At 69.0% G+C, this 22,128-nt stretch carries 22 protein-coding genes; 9 read left to right on the top strand and 13 right to left on the bottom strand.

Annotated features, from left to right (window positions below; genetic code table 11):
- Positions 1 to 14 precede the first annotated feature (14 nt).
- From VYJ16_RS01475 to VYJ16_RS01460, 4 genes are all read left to right on the top strand, one after another.
- Positions 15 to 338 (top strand): DUF7312 domain-containing protein, encoded by a 324-nt coding sequence (locus VYJ16_RS01475; RefSeq protein WP_336348552.1) that lies wholly within the window; start codon positions 15 to 17, stop codon positions 336 to 338.
- Between the two features lie 64 nt (positions 339 to 402).
- On the top strand, positions 403 to 1,083 hold the full coding sequence (locus VYJ16_RS01470) for an NfeD family protein (protein WP_336348551.1): 681 nt from the start codon (positions 403 to 405) through the stop codon (positions 1,081 to 1,083).
- Between the two features lie 69 nt (positions 1,084 to 1,152).
- A complete protein-coding gene (locus VYJ16_RS01465) occupies positions 1,153 to 2,313 on the top strand; it encodes an SPFH domain-containing protein (protein ID WP_336348550.1) in 1,161 nt (386 codons plus the stop codon).
- Positions 2,314 to 2,389: 76 nt separating this feature from the next.
- Positions 2,390 to 3,010, top strand: a complete 621-nt coding sequence (locus tag VYJ16_RS01460; RefSeq protein ID WP_336348549.1) for a winged helix-turn-helix transcriptional regulator — start codon at positions 2,390 to 2,392, stop codon at positions 3,008 to 3,010.
- A 59-nt stretch (positions 3,011 to 3,069) separates the two neighbouring features.
- On the opposite strand, the gene VYJ16_RS01455 is transcribed toward VYJ16_RS01460, so the two are convergent.
- Together VYJ16_RS01455 and VYJ16_RS01450 are read right to left on the bottom strand one after the other, a co-directional pair.
- Entirely contained in the window at positions 3,070 to 3,519 is a 450-nt protein-coding gene (locus VYJ16_RS01455; protein ID WP_336348548.1) for an HTH domain-containing protein, read from the bottom strand.
- Positions 3,520 to 3,779: 260 nt separating this feature from the next.
- Positions 3,780 to 4,019: a DUF7123 family protein gene (locus VYJ16_RS01450; protein WP_227131592.1), complete on the bottom strand. Its 240-nt coding sequence runs from the start codon at positions 4,017 to 4,019 to the stop codon at positions 3,780 to 3,782.
- Positions 4,020 to 4,466: 447 nt separating this feature from the next.
- Here VYJ16_RS01450 and VYJ16_RS01445 point away from each other — a divergent pair, with 447 nt between their 5' ends.
- Entirely contained in the window at positions 4,467 to 6,317 is a 1,851-nt protein-coding gene (locus VYJ16_RS01445) for a flippase-like domain-containing protein (RefSeq protein ID WP_336348547.1), read from the top strand.
- Positions 6,318 to 6,366: 49 nt separating this feature from the next.
- On the opposite strand, the gene yjjX is transcribed toward VYJ16_RS01445, so the two are convergent.
- Positions 6,367 to 6,882: an inosine/xanthosine triphosphatase gene (gene yjjX / locus VYJ16_RS01440; protein WP_336348546.1), complete on the bottom strand. Its 516-nt coding sequence runs from the start codon at positions 6,880 to 6,882 to the stop codon at positions 6,367 to 6,369.
- A 315-nt stretch (positions 6,883 to 7,197) separates the two neighbouring features.
- Here yjjX and VYJ16_RS01435 point away from each other — a divergent pair, with 315 nt between their 5' ends.
- Complete coding sequence (locus VYJ16_RS01435) at positions 7,198 to 8,160, top strand: transcription initiation factor IIB (protein WP_336348545.1); 963 nt, start codon at positions 7,198 to 7,200, stop codon at positions 8,158 to 8,160.
- A gap of 285 nt (positions 8,161 to 8,445) precedes the next feature.
- Here VYJ16_RS01435 and VYJ16_RS01430 read toward each other — a convergent pair whose 3' ends face one another.
- Positions 8,446 to 8,976, bottom strand: a complete 531-nt coding sequence (locus VYJ16_RS01430; RefSeq protein WP_336348544.1) for a GNAT family N-acetyltransferase — start codon at positions 8,974 to 8,976, stop codon at positions 8,446 to 8,448.
- A gap of 135 nt (positions 8,977 to 9,111) precedes the next feature.
- Between VYJ16_RS01430 and VYJ16_RS01425 the strand changes: the two genes are divergently transcribed.
- Positions 9,112 to 9,864, top strand: coding sequence for a type I 3-dehydroquinate dehydratase (locus VYJ16_RS01425; protein ID WP_336348543.1), 753 nt, complete (start codon positions 9,112 to 9,114; stop codon positions 9,862 to 9,864).
- Between the two features lie 163 nt (positions 9,865 to 10,027).
- On the top strand, positions 10,028 to 10,435 hold the full coding sequence (locus VYJ16_RS01420) for a DUF7575 domain-containing protein (RefSeq protein WP_336348542.1): 408 nt from the start codon (positions 10,028 to 10,030) through the stop codon (positions 10,433 to 10,435).
- Between the two features lie 193 nt (positions 10,436 to 10,628).
- Here VYJ16_RS01420 and VYJ16_RS01415 read toward each other — a convergent pair whose 3' ends face one another.
- The 8 genes from VYJ16_RS01415 to VYJ16_RS01380 all read right to left on the bottom strand — a co-directional run bounded on the left by VYJ16_RS01415 (position 10,629) and on the right by VYJ16_RS01380 (position 18,113).
- Complete coding sequence (locus VYJ16_RS01415) at positions 10,629 to 11,855, bottom strand: 3-dehydroquinate synthase II (protein ID WP_336348541.1); 1,227 nt, start codon at positions 11,853 to 11,855, stop codon at positions 10,629 to 10,631.
- Between the two features lie 105 nt (positions 11,856 to 11,960).
- Complete coding sequence (locus VYJ16_RS01410; RefSeq protein ID WP_336348540.1) at positions 11,961 to 12,737, bottom strand: MFS transporter; 777 nt, start codon at positions 12,735 to 12,737, stop codon at positions 11,961 to 11,963.
- Positions 12,734 to 13,288, bottom strand: coding sequence for a hypothetical protein (locus VYJ16_RS01405; RefSeq protein ID WP_336348539.1), 555 nt, complete (start codon positions 13,286 to 13,288; stop codon positions 12,734 to 12,736). Before VYJ16_RS01405 ends, VYJ16_RS01410 begins: the two co-directional genes overlap by 4 nt.
- Positions 13,289 to 13,365: 77 nt before the next feature.
- Positions 13,366 to 14,247, bottom strand: coding sequence for a hypothetical protein (locus VYJ16_RS01400; RefSeq protein ID WP_336348538.1), 882 nt, complete (start codon positions 14,245 to 14,247; stop codon positions 13,366 to 13,368).
- Between the two features lie 58 nt (positions 14,248 to 14,305).
- A complete protein-coding gene (locus VYJ16_RS01395; protein ID WP_336348537.1) occupies positions 14,306 to 14,863 on the bottom strand; it encodes a hypothetical protein in 558 nt (185 codons plus the stop codon).
- Between the two features lie 37 nt (positions 14,864 to 14,900).
- Entirely contained in the window at positions 14,901 to 16,343 is a 1,443-nt protein-coding gene (locus VYJ16_RS01390) for a bifunctional metallophosphatase/5'-nucleotidase (protein ID WP_336348536.1), read from the bottom strand.
- A gap of 253 nt (positions 16,344 to 16,596) precedes the next feature.
- Positions 16,597 to 16,917: a hypothetical protein gene (locus VYJ16_RS01385; protein WP_336348535.1), complete on the bottom strand. Its 321-nt coding sequence runs from the start codon at positions 16,915 to 16,917 to the stop codon at positions 16,597 to 16,599.
- 143 nt (positions 16,918 to 17,060) lie between these two features.
- The gene (locus VYJ16_RS01380) at positions 17,061 to 18,113 is read right to left on the bottom strand and encodes a saccharopine dehydrogenase family protein (RefSeq protein ID WP_336348534.1); all 1,053 of its coding nucleotides are present in this window, start codon (positions 18,111 to 18,113) and stop codon (positions 17,061 to 17,063) included.
- A gap of 236 nt (positions 18,114 to 18,349) precedes the next feature.
- On the opposite strand from VYJ16_RS01380, the gene katG reads away from it, so the two are divergent.
- Positions 18,350 to 20,488, top strand: coding sequence for a catalase/peroxidase HPI (katG, locus tag VYJ16_RS01375; RefSeq protein WP_336348533.1), 2,139 nt, complete (start codon positions 18,350 to 18,352; stop codon positions 20,486 to 20,488).
- 104 nt (positions 20,489 to 20,592) lie between these two features.
- Here katG and VYJ16_RS01370 read toward each other — a convergent pair whose 3' ends face one another.
- On the bottom strand, positions 20,593 to 22,116 hold the full coding sequence (locus tag VYJ16_RS01370) for a carboxypeptidase M32 (RefSeq protein ID WP_336348532.1): 1,524 nt from the start codon (positions 22,114 to 22,116) through the stop codon (positions 20,593 to 20,595).
- Positions 22,117 to 22,128 lie beyond the last annotated feature (12 nt).

Genomic DNA, 22,128 nt, shown 5'->3' with positions numbered 1-22,128 from the left:
CGTAACTGTACACCATGACTGACGAGACCTCCTCGACCGACCGCGACGCCGACGCCTGGGGTGGCCCCCGGGAGGAGCGCGGCGACGGGTCGGTCGACGCGACCCGCGACCTGAACGAGCCCGTGCCGCCGGACGCGCCCGAGCGCGACGGCGTCGACGACGAGCTCCGGGAGGCGGTCGCGGACGACCTCGCGGACCTCGAGGACGACGAACCCGACTATCCGTCGGGCGACGACCCCATCGAGCCGCAGCGCGTGGACGTCGAGCACGCCGCGTTCGTCGTCCTCGGCGTCGTTTCGGTGCTCGCACTCGTCGCCGTGCTCGTGCTCAGCGTCTGACCGGCGAGAGCGCGTTCCACGGGAGCGCACAAGGTTTAATCGGCGTGCCTGCCAACGTCCGGGTATGGCTGACCCTCTGCTTGGAGTGGGATTACCGCTTTTGTTGGTACTCGCGGGTGCGGGACTGATGCTCGCCGAGGCGGTGATTCCGGGTGCGCAGTTCGTCGTCGTCGGCGTCGCGCTGTTCCTCGCGGGACTCGTCGGTATCCTCTTGGGTGGTGCGTTCACGAGCGTCGTCGCACTGAGCTTGATGACGGTCGCGTTCGGGGTGTTCGCGTACTTCGCGTTCCGCGAGATGGACCTCTACAATGGCCCGGACCGCGGGCAGACGACCGACTCGGACGACCTGTCGGGGGTCACGGCAATCGTCACGGAGAAGATCACGGCGCGTGGCGGTGCAGTGCGGCTCTCGGAGGGTGGTGGGTTCGACCCGAACTATCGGGCGCGCTCGGAGCACGGCGACATCGAGGAGGGCACCGAGGTCATCGTCACGGATCCCGGCGGTGGGAACGTCCTGACGGTGGAGTCTCTGGACGTCGTCCGGGAGGACAGCATCGACCGCGAGCTCGCTCGCGGTCGCGAGGAAGCGGCTCGGTCGAACGACGAATCGGAGGAGACGTCGCGTGAGGAAGCGGGTGACGAGGCGAGCGACGAACCGGAGTCGTCGTCGAGCGAGGGTGCGCGGTCGGAGTCGTCTCGCGACCGCGACGAGTCCGAGACGGAGACAGAGACGGAGCGCGCGTAGCCAGTATCAACCTCGTTTAGTTAGTGAACAAACAGGAAGGCTTTTTGCTCGTCCATCTAACGTCGAACTATGGTACTGATACCACTGCAGGGTGTCGGCGGCACGATAGTGCTGCTGCTCGTCGTCATCGTACTGGTCCTCGCGATCGCCGCGCTCGCCAGTTCCGTCCAGATCGTCAACGCGTACGAGAAGCGAGCGTACACCCGATTCGGGAAGTACCAGAAGCTCCTGGACCCGGGTGTCAACTTCGTCACGCCGTTCGTGTCGAAGACGTACACGTTCGACATGCGGACGGAGACGCTCGACGTCCCGCGCCAGGAGGCCATCACGCGCGACAACTCGCCCGTGACCGCGGACGCCGTCGTCTACATCAAGGTCATGGACGCGAAGAAGGCGTTCCTCGAGGTCGACGACTACAAGCGCGCCGTCTCGAACCTCGCGCAGACCACGCTCCGCGCCGTCATCGGCGACATGGAGCTCGACGACACGCTCAACAAGCGACAGGAGATCAACGCGCGCATCCGGAAGGAGCTCGACGAACCCACCGACGAGTGGGGTGTCCGCGTCGAGTCCGTCGAGGTCCGCGAGGTCAACCCCTCGAAGGACGTCCAGCAGGCGATGGAGCAGCAGACGTCCGCCGAGCGTCGTCGCCGTGCGATGATTCTCGAAGCGCAGGGTGAACGGCGCAGTGCGATCGAGGAAGCGCAGGGTGAGAAGCAGTCCAACATCATCCGCGCGCAAGGTGAGAAGCAGAGCCAGATCCTCGAGGCGCAGGGTGACGCGATCTCGACCGTACTCCGCGCGAAGTCCGCGGAGGCGATGGGCGAGCGCGCCATCATCGACAAGGGCCTCGAGAGCCTGGAGAACATCGGGCAGAGCGAGTCGACGACGTTCATCCTCCCGCAGGAGCTGTCGAGCATGCTCGGTCGCTACGGCAAGCACCTCACCGGGAGCGACGTGAAGACCGGCGACGGCGAGCTGGAGACGAAGGACTTCGACGAGGAGACTCGCGAGATCCTCGGACTCGACGACATCGACGAGATCCTCGGGCAGATCGAGGAGGAGAGCGAGCCCGACGTCGAAGCGATGGAGGAGCAGGCGCAAGCCATCAAGGAGGGCGAGGACACCGCGCAGATCTCCGACCCCGACGACGTCATCGCGGAGATGGAGGACGAGTTCAATCCCGCCGACGAGCAGATGGAGGGCGGGGACGACTCGAAGTCGAACTGACGGCGCGGTCGGCGCGACCGTCGGCTCCTCCAGGCGAAGCGGTTTTATTCTTCGGCGTGATACGTGCATCCGATAGATGACTGATCAGGATGGCGTCGACGAGCGCAAGCGCGCGACCCTCAAGCGGTTCGCTGCGCTCGGGGCGGCCAGTCCACTCGCGAAGTTCTCCGACGCGGATTCGGCGGCGGACGCCTCGGAGAGCGACGTTCGCGATGCCATCACGGGCTACCTGTCGACGACGCCGGGCGCGCACTTCTCGAAGGTCCGGGACGACCTCCAGTTGGGGACGGGCGAGACCCAGCATCACGTCCGCCAGCTCGTCGACGAGGGGCGAGTGACGGTGTACCGGGATGGTGATTACAAACGCCTGTATCCCGGTGGGCAGTTCTCGGAGTTCGAGATGACGGCACTCGGGTATCTGCGTCGGGAGACGCCGCGCGGGATGCTCGTGACGTTGCTCGCGGACCCGTCGGCGTCGGCGTCGGACCTGGCGACCGAGCTCGGGGTGTCGCGGCCGACGGTCAGCAAGTACGCGGGCGAGTTGGAGGCGGCGGGGTTGTTGTCGCGCGAGGACGGGTACGCTGTTGCGGCGCCGGAGACGGTGCTGATGCTCGTCGTCGGGTACGCGGACAGTTTCGACGAGCGCGCGGTCCAGTTGGCGCGCGACGCGGCGGACCTGGTGACGTTCGACGGCTGAGGCGGGTTCTCGCTGGCTGTCGTGATTCGTACACGGGTGAGCGACTGCTGTGGTTCGATTCAGGCTGCGATGGCGTCGAGGCTGCGGCCGTCGAGTGGGTCGTCGCCGTCCTGGATGGCGTCGAGGAAGTCCCGGGCGGTGACGTGGGTGCCGTCGTCGAGCGTGCAGGGGGCGGCGCCGACGAGTTCGCCGTCGCGTTCGAGCGTGAGGTAGACGACTGGGGTGTGGAGGACGTGCTGTTCGGCGTTCGTGACGGGGTTGGTTCGGGTGTGGATGCGGAACGGTGTGGTGGGGTCGACGTGTTCGGTTTCTGCCCAGTCGGTGAGGGTCTCGTAGAGGGTGACTGGTTCGCAGTCGCTGTCGAGGGCGACGGTGGTTGGCCATTCGGTGAACGTGCAGGCGTCGACGTTCCCGGTCGTGTCGAGCGTGCGTGCCGCGGCGACGATCTCGTCGAGTGGTTTGGAGATGGGCGTGTACGCTCTGTGGTACACCCGGAGGGTCGCGGTCATAACGAGTAATCTATAATCAACGTTCATCATAAACTGTTCGGTACGTGGCAACGTTTGGCACGATTCGGTGCGCTGAAATACGAACTCGAGAGTGCGAAGGACAGCGAAGACCCCGATGAAGGGGCGAAAACGAGTCGCAAGCGGGCGCGAGCGGCCCGGACGACCCCGTCGGGGTGTCACGGCCCGACGAGGTCACAGCGGATGACAGGTCGATGACGACAGGGGTCGAGGTCGTCGACCCGAACGGACGACCGACCGCCTCAGACGGTCACCTTCCACGTCGTCGACGAGGAGTACCCCCACTTCTCGACGTCCACGTCGAAGTCACCGCCGGCGATGGCGGTCATGTTCGTTCCCACCTCCTTCGCGGTCATGTCGAGGTCCTGCCCGATGAGGCGGGACTTGAAGTACGTCTTCATCTCCGCCTTCTCGCGGAGGTACTCGAGGATCCGGCATTGCTTGTCCGAGAGGTCGGTCGTCGCCGCGGCACTCGTGCTCATACCTCCATCGAAGCGCCGTTCACCCTTAGGGGGTTTGGTACGGGGAGTTAATCCGGCGCCTGCTTGCGATTCCTGGGGCGCAACTGGCGTGGCGCTGCGTCTCGACCCCCGGGGTTGGTACAGCCGGTTAACGGCACCCGCCGCTCGCGTCGGTGCGAGTCGGGACCGGCGGCGAGTAACGCTCGATTTACGCCCCTCTCCGTACCAGCGCGACGACGAGGCGATCGCCGACGCGTCCGCGGTGTCGCTCGTCGACCCTACCGGGACGTCGATCATCGAGGCGTGCCCTCGGTCGCTCGCCGCTCCCTGACGCGGCGTCCCGTCGACGGGCGTCGGTGAACGCAGGCCACCGCACTCGGCGTGACAGCGCGACGAAATTCGACATTCGCTGGCAGGTCGCAGGACTTGGGAGAACCTTCTTACCGGCGGGGAATGGAGACGTAGTCAATGAGCAGCAGGTCGGTCGAGGTGAGCGTCGTCCTCCCCGCGTACAACGAAGCATCCACCATCCGGAACACGGTGGAGACGACGCTCGCAACGCTCGCCGAGTTCCTCCCCGCCGACGCCTTCGAGGTCATCGTCGCCGAAGACGGCTGCGACGACGCCACGCCCGAGATCGCGGACGAGATGGCGGCCGCGGACGACCGCGTCCGGCACTTCCACTCCGACGAGCGACTCGGTCGCGGCGGCGCACTCGAACGCGCCTTCCAGGCCGCCGACGGCGACACGCTCGTGTACTTCGACACGGACCTCGCCACGGACATGCGGCACCTCGAGGAACTCGTCGAGTCCATCCGAACCGAGGGGTACGACGTCGCGACCGGCTCGCGCTGGATGAGCGGTCGCGAAGCAGACAGACCCGCGAAACGCGGCGTTCCGAGTCGCGTATTCAACGGGCTCGCCCGACTGTTCCTGCGCTCGGACGTGCGCGACCACCAGTGCGGGTTCAAGGCGTTCGACCGGGACGCGCTCCAGGAGCTCATGCCGGCGGTTCAGGACCAGCACTGGTTCTGGGACACCGAAGTCCTCGTGAAGGCGCAGCGCCGCGGGCTGCGCGTCAAGGAGTTCGCGGTGGACTGGGAGCCCAAGGGCGACACGAAGGTCGACCTCGTCCGGGACGTCTTCGGGATGGGCAGCCAGATACTGCGGACGTGGTGGGAGTTGTCGGTGTCGCCGCGAGTGAACCGCCGCGTCGGTATCGTCGCCGGCACGCTCCTGACGCTCGTCGCCGTCCTCCTGATGCCGCTGTACCTCGACCCGTCGGAGGTCGTCGCGAAGATGGCGAACGCGAACGCGACGCTCGTCGCCGCCTCCGCGGTCGTGTACGTGCTCTCCTGGCCGCTACGGGGTATCCGGTACCGCGACATCCTCGCGGAGATTGGGTACGATAGCGACGTCGGGTTCCTGACGGGCGCGATATTCATCAGTCAGACCGGGAACCTCGTGTTCCCCGCTCGCGCCGGCGACGCGGTCCGCGCGTACGTCGTGAAGGCGCGTCGGAAGGTGCCGTATCCGTCGGGGTTCGCGTCGCTCGCCGTGGAGCGCGTGTTCGACCTCCTCACCATCACGATGCTCGCCGGGAGCGTCCTCGTCGCGCTCGTCGCGACCGGGAACGCAACGGAACTGCTCTCGGTCGTCGTCGGCGACGGCGGGACGGGCGCCGGGGACGCGGGGCAGGCGGGCCGGACGGCGGTGTACCTCGCCGGGGTCGTCGGCGCGCTCGCCATCGGGAGCGTCCTCGCCATCTTCGCGTCCGCACGCAGCGACGGGAACCGCATCGAGGCGGCGCTCTCGCGGGTGTCGTCGGACTCGTACGTGTCGATGGTCGCGGGCGTCCTCGAGCAGTTCGTCGGCGACATCCAGCGCGTCGCGAACGACGAGCGGGCGTTCGCGAGTATCGCGGCGAGCTCGGTCGTCATCTGGTCGCTCGACGTCGTGACGGCGGTCGTCGTGATGCGTGCGTTCGGCGCGTTCGACGTGCTCGCGCTCCCGACGCTCCTCGGCGTCGCGTTCTTCGCGGTGAGCGTCGGGAACCTCGCGAAGGTCCTCCCGCTCACGCCTGGTGGCGTCGGGCTCTACGAGGGTGCGTTCACGCTCCTCGTCGTCGGGTTGACGCCCGCGCCGATCACGGGCGAGGTCGCGCTCGCGGTGGCGGTCGTCGACCACTTCGTGAAGAACGTGGTCACGGTCCTCGGCGGGCTCGGGTCGATGCTCGTGCTGAACGTCTCGCTCACGGAGGCGGTCGCGGAGAGCGCGGAGTCCCCGGAGACGGCCGAATCGGAGATGGTGAACCAGTAGCGCGTCGGCGCGTCGAGGTCGGTTGGGGGCGAGCGGCCGCTCGCGTGGGTCAGTACGCGTCGGTGACGAACGGGCCGAGTGCGCCGGCGACCGCGGTCTCGAGCGCTGTCGTTCGCGTGACGGCGTTCCCGGTGAGGACGCCGGCGGCGCCTTCCTGGGTGGCGACGCTCTCGCGGCCGTAGACGTCGTCCATGACGGGCCCGAGTTCCTCGCCGGCGTCGACGCGGGCGGCGACGTCGTCGGGGAGTCTGAGTGCGGGCCCGCTCGCGGTCTCGACGCGGTCGCCGTCGGTGACCGCGGCCCACATCACGAGGTAGAGGCCGTCGGTGCCCTCGAAGTCGGCGACGCCGCCTTCGATGCCGACGCCGAGGTCGAACCCGCCGCCCTCGTAGGCGCGACGTGCTCGCGTGACGGCGCCTTCGAGCGTCTGGGCGTGGCCGCGTGGTTGCTCGGGGACGCCGCTGTCGACGTCGACGGCCTCGACGTTGAGGCCGGGCATCCCACCGATGGCGGATTCTGTCGCGGAACGCTTCACGGGATTCGTGGAGCCGACGCCGACGAACATACGAGATGAGAGGGGCCGCCGCCCGTATAGGCGTTACTGACCCATGTGCGGGTCGACGCTGGGTGCGGGATTCGCGCGGGTCGCTCCCGGTCGCCGGTGCTCGTATACGGACGAACTGGCGACCACGTCGTGGTATTTAGTTGTTTTGTTGTTCGTTCACACGCACCGGTCTCGTTCGTGATTACTCCGGTTCTGGAACAAAATTCCGAAACCCTTTTGTACTGGCGTGTGGCATCAAGGTGTTACGGAACTGCGGGCGCCCGGGTTTTCACCTTCGGCCGCTCCACCCCGGTAGCCCCCGCCTTCGCACCAACCATGACCGACGCACGAACACGAACCCGAACGCGAGTCGCGAGCACAGAGGACGAGAAACAGGAGGGCGACGAGGTAACCTGCCCCGAATGCAACGGTGACGTCGTCCAGGACGGTCAGGAGACCGTCTGTAACATGTGCGGGCTCGTCGTCGACACCGACGAGGTCGACCGCGGCCCCGAGTGGCGCGCGTTCGACGCCCAGGAGAAGAACGAGAAGTCCCGCGTCGGCGCGCCGACGACGAACACGATGCACGATAAGGGCCTGTCGACGAACATCGACTGGCGCGACAAGGACGCCTACGGCAACTCGCTGGACTCCCGCCAGCGCGAGAAGATGCAGCGCCTCCGCAAGTGGAACGAGCGCTTCCGCACCCGCGACAGCAAGGAGCGCAACCTCAAGCAGGCCCTCGGCGAGATCGACCGGATGGCCTCCGCCCTTGGCCTCCCGGACAACGTCCGCGAGACGGCGTCGGTCATCTACCGGCGCGCGCTCGACGAGGACCTCCTCCCCGGTCGCTCCATCGAGGGTGTCGCGACCTCCTCCGTGTACGCCGCCGCGCGGCAGGCTGGCGTCCCGCGCAGTCTCGACGAGATCAGCGAGGTCTCGCGCGTCGAGAAGAACGAGGTCGCTCGCACGTACCGGTACGTCGTCCGCGAACTCGGGCTGCAGGTCAAGCCCGCGGACCCCGAGAGCTACGTGCCGCGGTTCGCGAGCGGCCTGGAACTCAGCGACGAGGCCGAGCACCGCGCTCGCTCGCTCCTGAAGACCGCGAAGGAGAAGGGCGTTCACTCCGGGAAGTCCCCCGTCGGGCTCGCCGCCGCCGCCGTCTACGCGGCGAGTCTCCTCACGAACGAGAAGACGACGCAGGCCGCGGTCAGCGAGGTCGCGGACATCAGCGAGGTCACGATCCGCAACCGCTACCACGAACTCCTCGAAGCCGAGGATACGCTCGGACTGGCGTAACTGACTGTCCAAGCATACGGCCGCCGCCAGGCGGCCGTTTCTGGATTCACTGCCCGCACCAGCATACGGCGTCCTCTCGGACGCCGTTTCCGGTCGTTCTGCCTGCACGAGCATCCGGCCGCCGCCAGGCGGCCGTTTCCGTGATTACTGCCCACACGAGCATACGGCGTCCGCCAGGACGCCGTTTCCGTGATTACTGCCCACACGAGCATACGGCGTCCGCCAGGACGCCGTTTCGAGGTGTTTCGGTCGACCTCGTCGACTGCGAGACTGACCGGTTCCTTCTCAGAGCGCGTCGAACGCGTCGTCGTAGCCGACGGCTCCCGCGACGTCGTCCTCGATGCCGTCGACGAGTGCGAGCACCTGGAAGTCGTCGTCCGGGAGGTCGAACGGGTTCTCGAGCCCCCACGACGTCGCGGGTTCGAACCCGAAGCGCGAGTAGTACGCGGGGTCGCCGTGGAGGACGACGACCTCGTAGTCGAGGTCGCGGCAGCGGTCGAGCGCGTGTTCGACGAGCGCGGTCCCGATGCCGTCGTTCTGGCGTGCCGGGTGGACGGCGACGGGCGCGAGCGTGAGTGCGTCGTCGGTCCCGGCGACGTCGACCTCGGTGAGGAGCACGTGTCCGAGGATGCGGTCGAGCGTGGCGCTCTCGGCGGACGCGTCGCCGGGGGCCGCGACGATGGAGAGCGCGGGGACGAACGCGTCGCGCTCGCGGAGTGCGTCGACGAGTCGGGCTTCGTCGTCGGTCGGGAACGCGGCACGGTGGAGCGCGCCCACCGCGTCGTGGTCGGCGGCGGTCTCGGGGCGGAACTGCATCACGTCGCGAGGACGCCGACGGGCGCCGTAACGGTTCCGGACGCTCGCTGCGTGATGATGGTTTGGGGTCGGGCGAGCGCAGTCAAACGCTGTCGCTTCGCGCACGTTTTTCCCCGGTGGCGGCGAAGGCGAGGCATGGACTTCGAGTCGTTCGTGCTGGCGGCCGCGACAGACGACCTCGCGGACGCGGCGACGACGGTAGCGCGGGAGTACGCGGACGCGGTGGAGTATCGGATGGATGCGGTGGACGCGGCGGCGGAGCCGGGGGCGGTGTCGCCGTCGGTGACGGCGCTTGCCGAGTACGACGGCGACCTCCCCGTCATCGCGACGAACCGTGCGGCGTGGGAGGGCGGCGCGGCGGGGCCTGCCGTCCCGCCGAGCGACCAGGACGCCGTGCAGGCGGAAGCGGCCCGGAACCGAGTGGAGTCGCTCGCGGCGGCGGCGAGCGTCGACACCGTTGAGGCGGTGGACGTCGAGCTGGCGAGCCTGGCCGCGGACGCGCCGGGCGTCGAGACCGTGCTCGCCGAGGCCGCGGCGAACGACGTCGCGGTGGTCGCGTCCAGTCACGACTTCGAGCGGACGCCGTCGCGGGACGCGATGCGGGACGCCCTGGAGTCGGGTCTCGCGCACGGGGACGTCGCGAAGCTCGCGGTCACCGCGGAGACGCGGAAGGACGCGCTCGACCTGCTCGCGGTCACCAGGGAGTTCGCGGCGCGCGACGAGCCGGTCGCGACGATGGCGATGGGCGCGGTCGGGCGACACACCCGTGCGGTGGCTCCCGTCTACGGCTCGAAGATCGGGTACGCACCCGTCGACGCCGCGGACGCGACGGCGCCCGGCCAGTACGACCTCGCGACGCTCGCGGACCTCGTCGAATCGCTCTCCTGACGGCTCCGCCACGGCGTTCGCGGGACGTCGATGCGAGCGGCGTCTCGCACCGTGAGACGAGAGCGACGCGGCGCTGTCGGCGACTCTGGCCGCGGCGACCGTCCGGACCCGGCCGTGTCCGCGAAACCGAACGGTAAAGTCCCCGGCGGGAAAACGCCGGCGCATGCTCGGTACTCGGGTGCGCGCCGTCGTCGTCGGCATCTGCTCGCTGCTCCTCCCGGGGCTCGGTCAGGCCCTCATCCGCCGGTGGGTGCGCGCCCTCTTCTTCGTCGGCCTCTTCATCACTACAGTCGCGGTGTTCGTCCCGGAGTCCGCGCTCACCGCCGACGTCCCGCTCGACGGCCTCTTCGCGCACGCCCAGGACGTCAGCCAGAACATGTCCGACTGGGGGACCATCGCCATCACCGTCGTCCAGTTCGGCGCGATGATGGACGCGTACGTGCAGGCACTCCAGCGGCCAACGCAGACCACCGAGGGCCCGACGTGCCCGCGTTGCGGGCGCGAGGTCGAACCCACGCACGGTTTCTGTCAGTGGTGCACGTACGAGTTCGAGGAACCAGCGGACAACTGAGCGGACCGCCAGGCGACCGCCGAGACGGCGGCGACGAACGCCCGGCTCGACGGCTTCGCCGTCTCGCTGAATCGAGGCGCGTGGCGCCACGTTTCCTCACCGGCGCAAGCGCCGGCTCGGTTTCCGGCGCTCCGTAGGAGCGCCCTGCTCGGCGGCCGCGCCGCCTCGCTGAATCGAGGCGCGTGGCGCCTCGCTACTTCTCGATGATGCGTTCGTCGACCGCCTCGCCGAAGTGGCGCGCGGTGTCCTCGTAGTAGACGAGCAGTTCGTCGCCGGGTTCGAGGTCCGTGACCGCGGTCCGGCCCTCGCGCGTATGGACCTTGATGGTCTCGGCGTTCTGGAGGAGCGTCTCGAAGCGGTCGCCGTCGCGTTCGAGTTCCACGCGGAACATCGGGCGGCGCTCGATCTTCGCGCGGCCGACGACCGCTTCGCGCGTGTCGCCGTTCGCGTCCACGAGCTGGACCTCGTCGCCGGAGCCGAGTTCACTCAGGTACTTCGTGCCGCCGTCGGGCGTCCGAACGTACGCGTGCACCGCGCCGGCGTTCACGCGGAACGGTCGGCTCGCGACGTACGGCGACTCCGCGGTCTCGGCGTGCACGAACACGAGCCCACGGCTCATCGACCCGACGAGCATCCCCTCGTCGTCGTCCATCAGCGACGCGGTGTCGACGCACACGCGGTCCGCGCTCCCCGTCTGCTCGATGCTCGTCACTTCCGCCCACGAGAGGTCGAGGCTCTCGCGTTCGGTCGCGTCGCGCTCCTCGACGGTCTCGCGGATGACGTCCGGGTCGTCCGAATCCAGGAGGACCGCGTCCGCGCCGAGTTCGAGCGTCTCGAACGCGGTCCGGGCGTCTTCGGCCGTTTCGACGCCTGCGATGAGCGTGGTCTCGTCGCTGATGCGCGCGATGAGGTTCTCGAGGGGAATGATCGTCCAGTCCTCGCCGACGACGATGGTGTACTCGCCGGCGTCGGCGGCGGCTTCGGCGAACGCCTCGTACTCCTTCCCGCGTATCTCGACGTACGAGCCGTCGGCCGCGCCGCGACGCACCGTCGACAGGTCCGCGGACCCGGAGAGGTCCGGCGGGAGCGACACGGTGCCGTCCCCTTCACCGCCTTTCCCGACGAGGTACGCGTCTGCTGGCTCGACGCCGATCTCGTCGGTGCCCTCCTCGTCGTCGTCTCCCTCCGCGTCCTCGATGCGGTCGACGCCGTTGTCCTCCGCGTCGTCGACGAGCGTGCTGTCGCCCGCGGCGCTGAACGCCGCGACGTTCACTTCGCCGAGTTCGCGGACGCGCTCGACGTCCGCTTCGTCGACGACCACCCAGTCGACGCCGGCTTCCAGGCCGGCGGTGATGCGACGCCGTCGCGCGTCCCAGTCGCCGACCTCGTCGTCGGCCTTCAGCCAGACTTCGCGTGTCATGTCCGACTCTCCTCGGGGCGGTCGCTTGAACGTGGCGGATGCGTCAACGCGACTGCGGGCGCGGAGTCGCTTTCGCTCGGCTTCCGGCGGCCGCTCCGCGACCCCTCAGCGCTCGTCCTCGGTTCCCTCCCAGTCGCGCTCGCTCGGGTCGTACGCCGGCGCGCCGGTCGGGCCGGTTCCGTCGATCGCGACCGTGTCCGGGCGGTCGGCGTCCGTCGAGGGGTCCGCGCCGTCGGTCTCCTCGGTCTCGTCCGCCGCACTCGCGTCCGCTCCGGGGTCGTGCTCGTCGGAGCGGTCGTCGGTCCCCGCGCGCTCGTCCGTGGTCGGTCCGGCGAGGGTCCCCGAGGCCGCGACGAGCGCGCTTCCGACCGTCGCCGGGACGGCGATGCCGAGCGCGTTCCCCGCGGTCGCCCACGTCCGGAAGACGACCGGGCCGGACCGGACGATGTAGCCGTTCGCCGTCGGCGCGTACGCGAGGTGCGCGAGGGCGACGAGCGCGACGTAGCCGACGACGGTGCCGACGGCGACGCCGAGCGACGCGGACGCGACCAGTCGCCGACGTGGCTCGCGCGACCGGGTCGCGGCGACGAAGCTCGCGGCGAGTGCGACGAACAACAGCATCCAGGGACCGACGTGGATGGCGTCGGACGCGACCACGTTCTGATGGCGCTGTCGCGGGTCCTCGACGTCCTGTTGGGCTGGTTCGTCGCCCGTGCCGACGGCGTCGGTGCCGACCGCGCCGAGCGTGTGCGGGAGTGCGGCGACGACGAGCGCCGTGACGAGGAGGGCCGCGACCAGGCGGGCCGAGAGCCGCCACGCGACGACGTCGTCGACCGTCTCGATGGCGCGACCCAGCCATCGGCCCGGCGGGTCGTCCGTCATCGGGACGCACCTCCGGTCGTCGCGTCGACGGCGACCAGGGCGAGACCGGTGCCGGCGGCGGCGACGACCGCGAGCACGAGCGCGTTCGTCGCCACGGCGGGCAGGTTGCTCTGAAGTCCGCCGAGCGCGATGACGTCGGAGTCCAGGGACGGGAGCGCCGAGATGCCGGCCGTGCTGACGAGCGCGTACCCGACCGCGACGGCGCCGCCTGCGGCGAGCGCGAGCGCGAAGGCCTCGCGGCGACCGTCGCTGCCGCGGACGCGGGCGGCGGCGACCAGCGCGAACGCCGGCAGGAAGAGTGCTGCCAGTTCGACGCCGTCGTGGGCGAACGCGTGCATGAAGAAGCGGGTGCGCGCCCAGGGGTCGCTGTTCGGCACGGTCGAACCGAGGATTCCGGGGCTCTCGACCGGCGGCGCGTACGCGACGGCGTACGTGAATGGTACGAGGAAGACTGCGACGCCGGCGGCAACCGTCGCGGTGGCGACCGCGGGTGGGTCGCCGACGAGGTCGTGGCGGCCGACCAGCGTCTCGTCGTCCGGCCCTGTGGACATGTCAGTGAACGCGACAGCTACCGGTAAAAGCGTTCCGCGTCCCTCGATAGCCGTCGTCGCACGCCGGTCTCCGTCGGTCAGTCGCCGTCGTCGCCGGTCCCGTCCCAGTTCCGTCCGTCGGGGTCGTACGTCGGCGTGTGCGACCCGCTGGTGCGCTGCGATCCGGTGTCGCGGTAGTCGCTCGCCGGCCCGCTCCCGTCCGCGGTCGCGTCGTCGGCGTGGACGCGCTCGGGACGCTCGCGCCCCCGGCTCCCGTCGTCGTCGCGACTGGCCCCGGTCGCGTCGTCGTCGTCGCCGTCGTCCTCGCCACCGGATGCGACGTCGGCGTCCTCGGCGACGTCGATTCCGTCGTCCCCGGCGACCCCGCCGCTGGGGTCCGGTTCGACGAGCGTCCCGGCGACGCCCGCGAGCGCGCTCCCCACCGCGGTGACCGCGGCGAGCGCGAGGGCGTTCGTCGCGATGGCACCGAACCGGAGCGTCACGGGGAACTGCTCGACGATGTAGCCCTCCGCCGCCTCGCTGTACGCGAGGTGCCCGACGCCGACGAACGCGACGTACCCCACCAGGATACCGACCGCCGACCCGACGACGACCGACCCGACCCGGGTCAGTCGGGTGCCGCGAGCGCGGACCGCGCCCGCGAACGCGACGCCCACGGCGACCACCGGCAGGAGCGTCGGCGCGAACAGGAACGTGAGGTTCGTCAGGTAGTTCTGGTATCGCTGTTGGGCTCCGTCCGCCGACTCGGGGTCCGGCGTCGGCCCACTGCCGGTGTCGACGGCGTCCGCACCGACCGTTCCGAGCGCGTGCGGGACGAGCGCGAGCGCCACGGCGACCGCCACGACCGCGAGCGCCACACCGACGACCACGGGCTGGGCGCGGAGGCCGCGCGCGGCACGGCCGCTGGCGGCTCGGAGGTCGTCGACGTCGAACAGGTCCTCGTCGTCGCGTCCGCTCATGTCCGAGTGCTACGGTGCCCCCGGCAAAAGCTTTCTCCGTGCCGTCGCTCGCGTCGCACTACCAGCGGTCGGACGTCGCGGCGACCCCCGCGATGAACGCCCCGACAGCCGTCGCCACCCCGACGCCGAGCGCGTTCGCGAGGACGCCAGCGACCGATACCGTCGGCGGATACGACGCCACGAGATACCCGCCCGGAATCGCGGCGTACGCCTGCGCGACGACGGCGACGAACGCACCGTACCCGACGACGCAACCGACGAACGCACCGACCGCCACACTGGGAGCCACCACCCACGACGACCGCTCTCGCCGACCGACAGCCGCGAACGCCGCGAACGCCCCGACGGCGGGAATCACCACCGGCGCGAACGCCACCACGCGGTTCGCGACCCGGTTCCGGTACCGCTTGCGTGGCTCCTCCTGGAATGCCTCCACGGACGGCGGCGGCCCCGGGTCCGTCACCACCGGGTCGTCGCCGAACCCACCGACCGCGTGCGGAACGAACGCCACCGCCAGCCACGCGCCCGCGACGACGAGCGCGACCGCGAGCGCGGGCCGCCACCGCGGCAATCCCCGCCATCGGCGCCACCGCCGCCACGCCGTTCGTTCCCACATACCGCACGTTCGGGCCGGGACGACCCTAAGCCGCTCGCTACTCCACGGGGACGTGCGCCGCGTCGCCCATCGTCGGCCGTTCGACCCGTCCGTCGAGCGACGGGTCGACGCCGACCTCGCGAGCGTACGCGACGATGGCGTCGTACTGGACGCCGTGCTCGGCGACGACCTGCTCGCGGGCGAGCTCCGGGTAGAGGTGGTCGGTGACGACGAAGTACTCGGTCGCCGCGACGCGATACGACGCCGCGTCCTCCAGGGGCTCGCCGTCGACGCGTATCGCGCGGAACTCGCGCTCGACGTCGTCCCAGACGACGCGCGCACCAGAGACGTGCCCGAACTTCCGATGCTCCTCGAACGCGTCGTGGAGCGTCGTCCGCTCGAGCACCGCCCGTAGCGTCGCGCCGTCGACCTCGCACGTCACGAGGTCGCCCTCGAACGGCACGAGCCCGACGAGGTCGCCGACCGTGACCTCGCCCGCGAGCGCGTCCCGCGTCCGGATGCCGCCGGGCGTCATCACGGCGACGTCCGCGTCCGCCGCCCACCGGTACGCGTCCGTGACGAGGTTCCCGACGCGGCTCTCCGCCCGGTCGGTCGCCGGTTTCGAGCAATCGATGGGGTCGTCGACGGTCGCGACCACCTCGTCCAGGCCCGCGTCGGCGTACGCGTCCGCGACCGTCTCCCGGAGCGACTCGTGCACCGGCTGGTCCGCGGTCGCGACCAACTCCGGCTCCGGCACGTCGCTTCCTTGCCCAGCAGCCGCCTCGCCTATCGGGACGGTCGCGTGCACGAAGTGCCCAGCGGCGTTCCCGGGTCGCGCGTACGCGGTTCCGTCCACGACGTCCACGCACGGCTCGTGCGTGTGCCCGTCGAGCACGGCGTCGACGTCCAGTTCCGCCGCCAGCTCCGCGCCGAGCGGCTCGCCGACGTGCGCGAGCACCACCGTCGCGTCCACGCCACGCTCGCGGACCGCCGCCAACCCCGCACGAGCCGCCGCCAGCGGCTCGCGGAAGTCGAGTCCAGACGCTGCGGGCGCCATCGTCCCCGTCATCGGACTCGCAACACCGACGACACCGACCGTCCACTCGCCCGCCTCCACGGTCGTCCACGGCACCGTCTCCGCGGCCGCGAACCGCTGCGCGTCCGACCCCTCCCCGTCGAACGCGTTCGCGACCACGTACTCCTGGGGCGCCGCCGCCACCAGCTCGCGAGCGCGCGCCGGCCCGTGGTCGAAGTCGTGATTCCCGAGCGTCTCCGCCACCGGCGCCACCGCCTCGAAGAACGACAGCGCGTGCTCCCCCTTCGTCGACAACGCCAACAACCCCGGCCCGAACGAATCTCCCGTCCCGACCACCAGCACCGGCTCGCCGTCGTCCGACAACGCCGCCCGACGCGACACCAACCCACCAGCCAACCGCCCCACCCGCACCGGGTCGTCGAACGCGTTCTCAACGTCAGAGTACTGCAAGAGATGCAACGCCATACCCACACCCCACACCACCCACCCACTTCACCACACCGAACCCACGACAATACACCACACGCCAACTGGTTCACGCAGGCTCCCGACACCGCGAAGAAACGCCGACCCGGCGGTCGCCGTATACTCGCTGAGTCAGGAACGGAAACGGCGGCCTGGGGGCCGCCGTCTGCTCGCTGAGTCAGGAACAGTGGATAGTCGCACGATTTCGGTATCCGGAATCCTGCCTGAAACTGACCCAGTTAATTCGAGTCTGTCAGGGGAAGATGCCGTAGGTCTGGAGGAGTGTATAGATGGGGCCGTAGAAGAGGCGATGCCAGAGAGCGAAGAGTGGGAGTCCGATCGTCACGGCAGCGATCACGAGCGCTGAGCGCGACCAACAGGAGAGTCCAGCGTAGACGGTGCTGGGTGAACAGTTCGAGCTAGAGAGAAGGGAGATACTGGAGAGCGCTGACACGGACGTGGTGGTGACGTGATAGATGAACAAGGAAAGTGTACAGATGAGGAAGAAGCCAGTCACGTAGAGGAGGCCGACGTTGATGGCTTTGGGGTCTGAATCGTTCGCTGAGTCTGTCATCTGTTTCCTTTGATTATCCAAATGCGAGACATGTAAGCGTTATACTGGACCTGCGTTCCACGAGCGATGCTGAATGATGAAATCGTATGACGAACCACTGATACCGGAAACGGCGGCCTGGGGGCCGCCGTATGCTGGACGAGTCAGTTCACGTCGATTCGTTCGACGCCGTCCACTTCGAGGACGAGGTCCTTCCCGTACGCGGACGAGGGCGTCTGGTAGCCGACGGGGGCGTCGCCGTCGAGGACCTTCCGCGTGCACAGCAGTGCGGTGTCGCGAGTGAGCGCGTACCCGTTCGGGGTCTCGAGGCGCGACACGACGGTGTCGCCGTCTGCGTTTTCGGCTTCCCCGTAGATCTCGCCGCTGCCCTCTCGGAGCGCCTCGTCGTCCGGGCCGTCGATGCGGCGGTCGACGAGCCACTTCAGGAGCGACTGCGCGGGCCCGGACTGGATGACGGGCGCGAGCTTCCGGAACTGGCGGATGCGCTCGATGGTGTCCGGGTGCGTCTCCGAGTACACGCGGACGTTCCCGATGCCCGTCGAGTGGTACGCCGTCACCACGTCCCCCCACGGGATGGTCATCCCGCTCCGGGTGCCGTGCGAGAACTCGAACTCGCGGTCGTCGAACGCCTGCGGGACGCGCTTCAACTCGCCGTTCTCGCGGACGACGCCGTCGTCGCCGAAGTTCTCCACCATCGTCATCGCCGTCCCGCGCGAGAGCCCCCCCATCCCGCCGAGTGCGAGCGTGAGCGACTCCGCGTCCGGCAGACGGTCGTCGAGGTGTGCGGCGAGACAGTCCGACGGCACCACGTCGAACCCCGTCCCGGGGAGAAGCATGATGCCCGCATCCTCGGCTTCGTCGCTTCGCTTCGCGAGCGCGTCGAACACCTGCCACTCGCCCGTGATGTCCAGATAGTGCGTCTCCGTCTCGATGCACGCGTCCACCATCGGGTCCGCCGTCGCCGAGAACGGCCCTGCGCAGTTCAATACCACGTCGAAGTCCTCGACGACGCTCGCCACGTCGTCGTCGACGCTGAAGGTCTCGCTCTCCAACGCCAACGCCGCGGCCTGCTCGCGGACCTTCTCCCCGTTCCGCCCCGCCACCACGGGGTCGAGGTCCGCCGACGCCGCCGCCTGCTTCGCGATCAACGCACCAGTATACCCGTAAGACCCGTAGATGAGGACGTTCTCCGTCATGTCACGCCCCTGCGCACTCCGCTCGGATAAGCCTACGTGAACTCGCGAACGCGCGAACTCGGATTTATCCGCCCGCGGTTGCGACGGGACCGCCGCCGCATCCACGTCGTCGGTTCGACCACGCACACCTGCTTCCGGAACAAAAGTTCCCGAATCCGCGCGCTCGATTCGGTTGCCGCGAAGATTCCTGCCCGCGTTGAACACTGTTAATACGGTAAAGCGGTAACGTCGAGACGATGAGATTCAGAAACCGCGATTGGTGGCCCGAGCAGTTGGAAGTCGACATCCTCGACCAGAACGCGCGCGACGTCGACCCGATGGGCGAGGACTTCGACTACGCCGAGGCCTTCCAGTCGCTCGACCTCGACGCCGTCAAGGACGACATCGAGGACGTCATGACGACCTCGCAGGACTGGTGGCCGGCGGACTACGGTCATTACGGGCCGCTGTTCATCCGGATGGCGTGGCATAGCGCCGGGACATACCGGACGAGCGACGGTCGCGGTGGCGCGGCCGAGGGCATGCAGCGACTGCCGCCGCTGAACTCGTGGCCGGACAACGCGAACCTCGACAAGGCCCGACGCCTGCTCTGGCCCGTGAAGAAGAAGTACGGCCGGAGTCTGTCGTGGGCGGACCTCATGATCCTCGCGGGGAACGTCGCCATCGAGTCGATGGGCGCGAAGACGTTCGGGTTCGCTGGCGGTCGCGAGGACGCGTTCGCGCCGGACGAGTCCGTCGACTGGGGGCCGGAGACGGAGATGGAGGCGTCCGAGCGCGTCCCCGAACCCGGCCAGATCACGGGCGACCTGGGTGCGACCGTGATGGGCCTCATCTACGTGAACCCCGAGGGCCCCGACGGGAACCCGGACCCGGAACTGTCCGCGAAGAACATCCGCGAGTCGTTCAGTCGGATGGCGATGAACGACGAGGAGACGGCGGCGCTCATCGCTGGCGGGCACACGTTCGGGAAGGTCCACGGCGCGGCCGACCCCGACGAGCACGTCGGGCCGGAGCCCGAGGCCGCACCCATCGAGCAGCAGGGTCTCGGCTGGGAGAGCGACTACGAATCCGGGAAGGGCAAGGACACCATCACGAGCGGTATCGAGGGGCCGTGGACGCAGTCGCCGATCGACTGGGACCTCGGGTACATCGACAACCTCCTCGACCACGAGTGGGCGGCCCAGAAGGGCCCGGGCGGCGCCTGGCAGTGGCTCCCGGTGGACGAGGAGCTCCGCGACTCCGCGGAGCCCGCGCACGGCGACGAATCGGAGTCGCCGATGATGCTGACGACGGACATCGCGCTGAAGCGCGACCCCGACTACCGCGAGATCCTCGAGGAGTTCCAGGACAACCCGATGGCGTTCGGGATGGCGTTCGCGAAGGCGTGGTACAAACTCACGCACCGCGACATGGGGCCGCCGGAGCGATTCCTCGGGCCGGAAGTTCCGGACGAGGAGATGCTCTGGCAGGACCCGCTCCCGGACCGCGACTACGAGCTCGTCGACGACGAGGCGGTCGCGGAACTGAAGACGGACCTCCTCGAGTCGGACCTCACGCGGACCGAGCTCGTGAAGACGGCGTGGGCGGCGGCGTCCACGTACCGCGACAGCGACAAGCGCGGTGGCGCGAACGGCGCTCGCGTTCGACTTGAACCCCAGCGGAGCTGGGACGTCAACGAGCCCGCGGCGCTCGACCGCGCCCTCGAGACCCTCGAAGGCATCCAGACGGCGTTCAACGAATCGCGGTCGGACGGCGTGCGCGTGTCGCTCGCCGACCTCGTCGTGCTCGGCGGGAACGCGGCCATCGAGCAGGCGGCCGCTGACGCCGGCTACGACGTCGAGGTGCCGTTCGAACCGGGTCGCACCGACGCCTCCCAGGAGCAGACCGACGTCGAGTCCTTCGAGGCGCTGGAACCGAAGGCCGACGGGTTCCGGAACTACCTCGGCGAGGACCTCGACCGACGCCACGAGGAAGTCCTCGTGGACAAGGCGGAGCTCCTGAACCTCACCGCGCCCGAGATGACGGTGCTCGTCGGCGGCCTGCGCGCGCTCGGCGCGACCTACGACGACACCGACCGCGGCGTGTTCACGGACGACCCGGGCGCGCTCACGAACGACTTCTTCGAGACCCTGCTCGGGATGGACCTCGAGTGGGAGCCGACCTCGGACGCGAAGGAGGTCTTCGAGGGCTACGACCGCGAGACCGGCGACCTCGAGTACGAGGCGACGCGCTTCGACCTCGTCTTCGGGTCGAACTCGCGGCTCCGCACGGTCGCAGAGGTCTACGCGGCCGACGACGGCGAGGAGAAGCTCGTCCAGGACTTCGTCGACGCCTGGCACAAGGTCATGACGAACGACCGCTTCGACCTCGAATAACGGCAGTCGACTCCCGATTGCGGTTCCCGGCGCGCCGCTCGCGGTTTTTTCTTCGAAGCGACGAATCGTGAGCGCCTACAAGGCCGCTGGCGCGGGCGGCGTCGTCAGTCGAGGTCGTAGAGGGCGCCGTACTTCTCGGTGACGTAGTCGAGGAAGTAGTCCGCGGTGTACGGTTCGCCGGTCGCCTCGCGGACGAGGTCGTCGGTCTCGTAGCGCTTCCCGTGCCCGTGGACGTGCTCGTTCAGCCAGTCCATGAGCGGGTCGAACTCGCCCTCGCGGAGCTTCGCGTCCAGGTCGTCGACGTCGTCCTCGGCGGCGGCGTACAGCTGGCTGGCGAGGACGCTCCCCAGGGAGTACGTGGAAAAGTACCCGAAGCTGCCGTGACTCCAGTGGATGTCCTGCAGGCACCCTTCGGCGTCGGTGTCGGGGCGGATGCCGAGGTACTGCTCGTACTTGTCGTTCCACGCCTCCGGGACGTCCGCGACGTCGAGGTCGCCGCTGATGAGGTCGCGCTCGATCTCGAACCGCACCACGATGTGCATGTGGTACGTGAGCTCGTCCGCCTCGACGCGGATGAGGTTGTCCTCGTACACCTGGTTCGCCGCCTCGTAGGCGTCCTCGACCGTGACGTCCTCCAGGCCGTCGAAGTGCGCCTTGAGTTCGGGGAGGAAGTACTGCCAGAACGCCTTCGAGCGCCCGACGTGGTTCTCCCAGAGGCGACTCTGGGACTCGTGGACGGTCAGGTCACGCGCCTCGCCGAGCGGCGTCCCGTAGTGCTCGTCGGGGAGGCCGAGCGTGTACGTCGCGTGCCCGAACTCGTGGACGGTCGAGTACGTCGCGCCGAGCGGGTCCTCCTCGTCGAAGCGCGTGGTGACGCGCGCGTCGTACTGCGTGCCCGACGAGAACGGATGCGGTGCCTCGTCGAGTCGACCGCGCTCCCAGTCGTACCCGAGTTCGTCGAGCACCGCGCGCACCCACTCCATCTGGTCGTCGGCGTCGAAGGTCCCGTCGAACGAATCGAGTGCGAGGTCGGCGTCGCTTTCTCGGACCTGCTCGATGAGCGGCGGGAGCTCCTCCTTGAGGCGCTCCAGGACGCGCTCTGCGGTGTCGAGGCCCAGGTAGGGCTCGTACTCCTCGAACAGCGTCTCGTAGGGGTCCTGGTCGGGCGCGATGTGCTCGGCGTACTCGCGCTTCAGCTCGACGAGCTCTTCGAGCGCGGGCGCGAACGTGGAGAAGTCGTCCGCTTCCTTGGCCTCCTTCCACGTCGGATGCGCTTCGCTCGTCTTCTGGGATATCTCCTCGACGAGCTCGGTCGGGACGCTCGTCGCGCGCTCTCGTTCCCGCGATACCTCGCGGACGACCGCCTGCTGTTCGGCGGTCAGGTCGACGTCCTCGAGAGCGTCGAGCTGCTCGCCGAGCTCGTCGCTCGTCAGTATCTCGTGGCTCACCGCCGACAGCGCCGCGGTCTGCCGGGAGCGAGCGGGCGTCCCTGCCTCCGGCATCATGACCTCCTGGTCCCAGGACAGCACGCCTTGCGCGTACCCGAGGTTCTTGTATCGTTCGACCGTCGAGCGGAACTCGTCGTACGCCGCCGGCGTCTCCGTCGCCGCAGAAGCGTCTGTAGCCATCGGGCAATAGTT

This window comes from Halorubellus litoreus (assembly GCF_037081675.1).
GTDB classification, from domain to species: Archaea; Halobacteriota; Halobacteria; order Halobacteriales; family Natrialbaceae; genus Halorubellus; species Halorubellus litoreus.
Note: the sequence above shows the minus strand (reverse complement) of the source record. Positions and strands in the feature narration are given on the sequence as shown.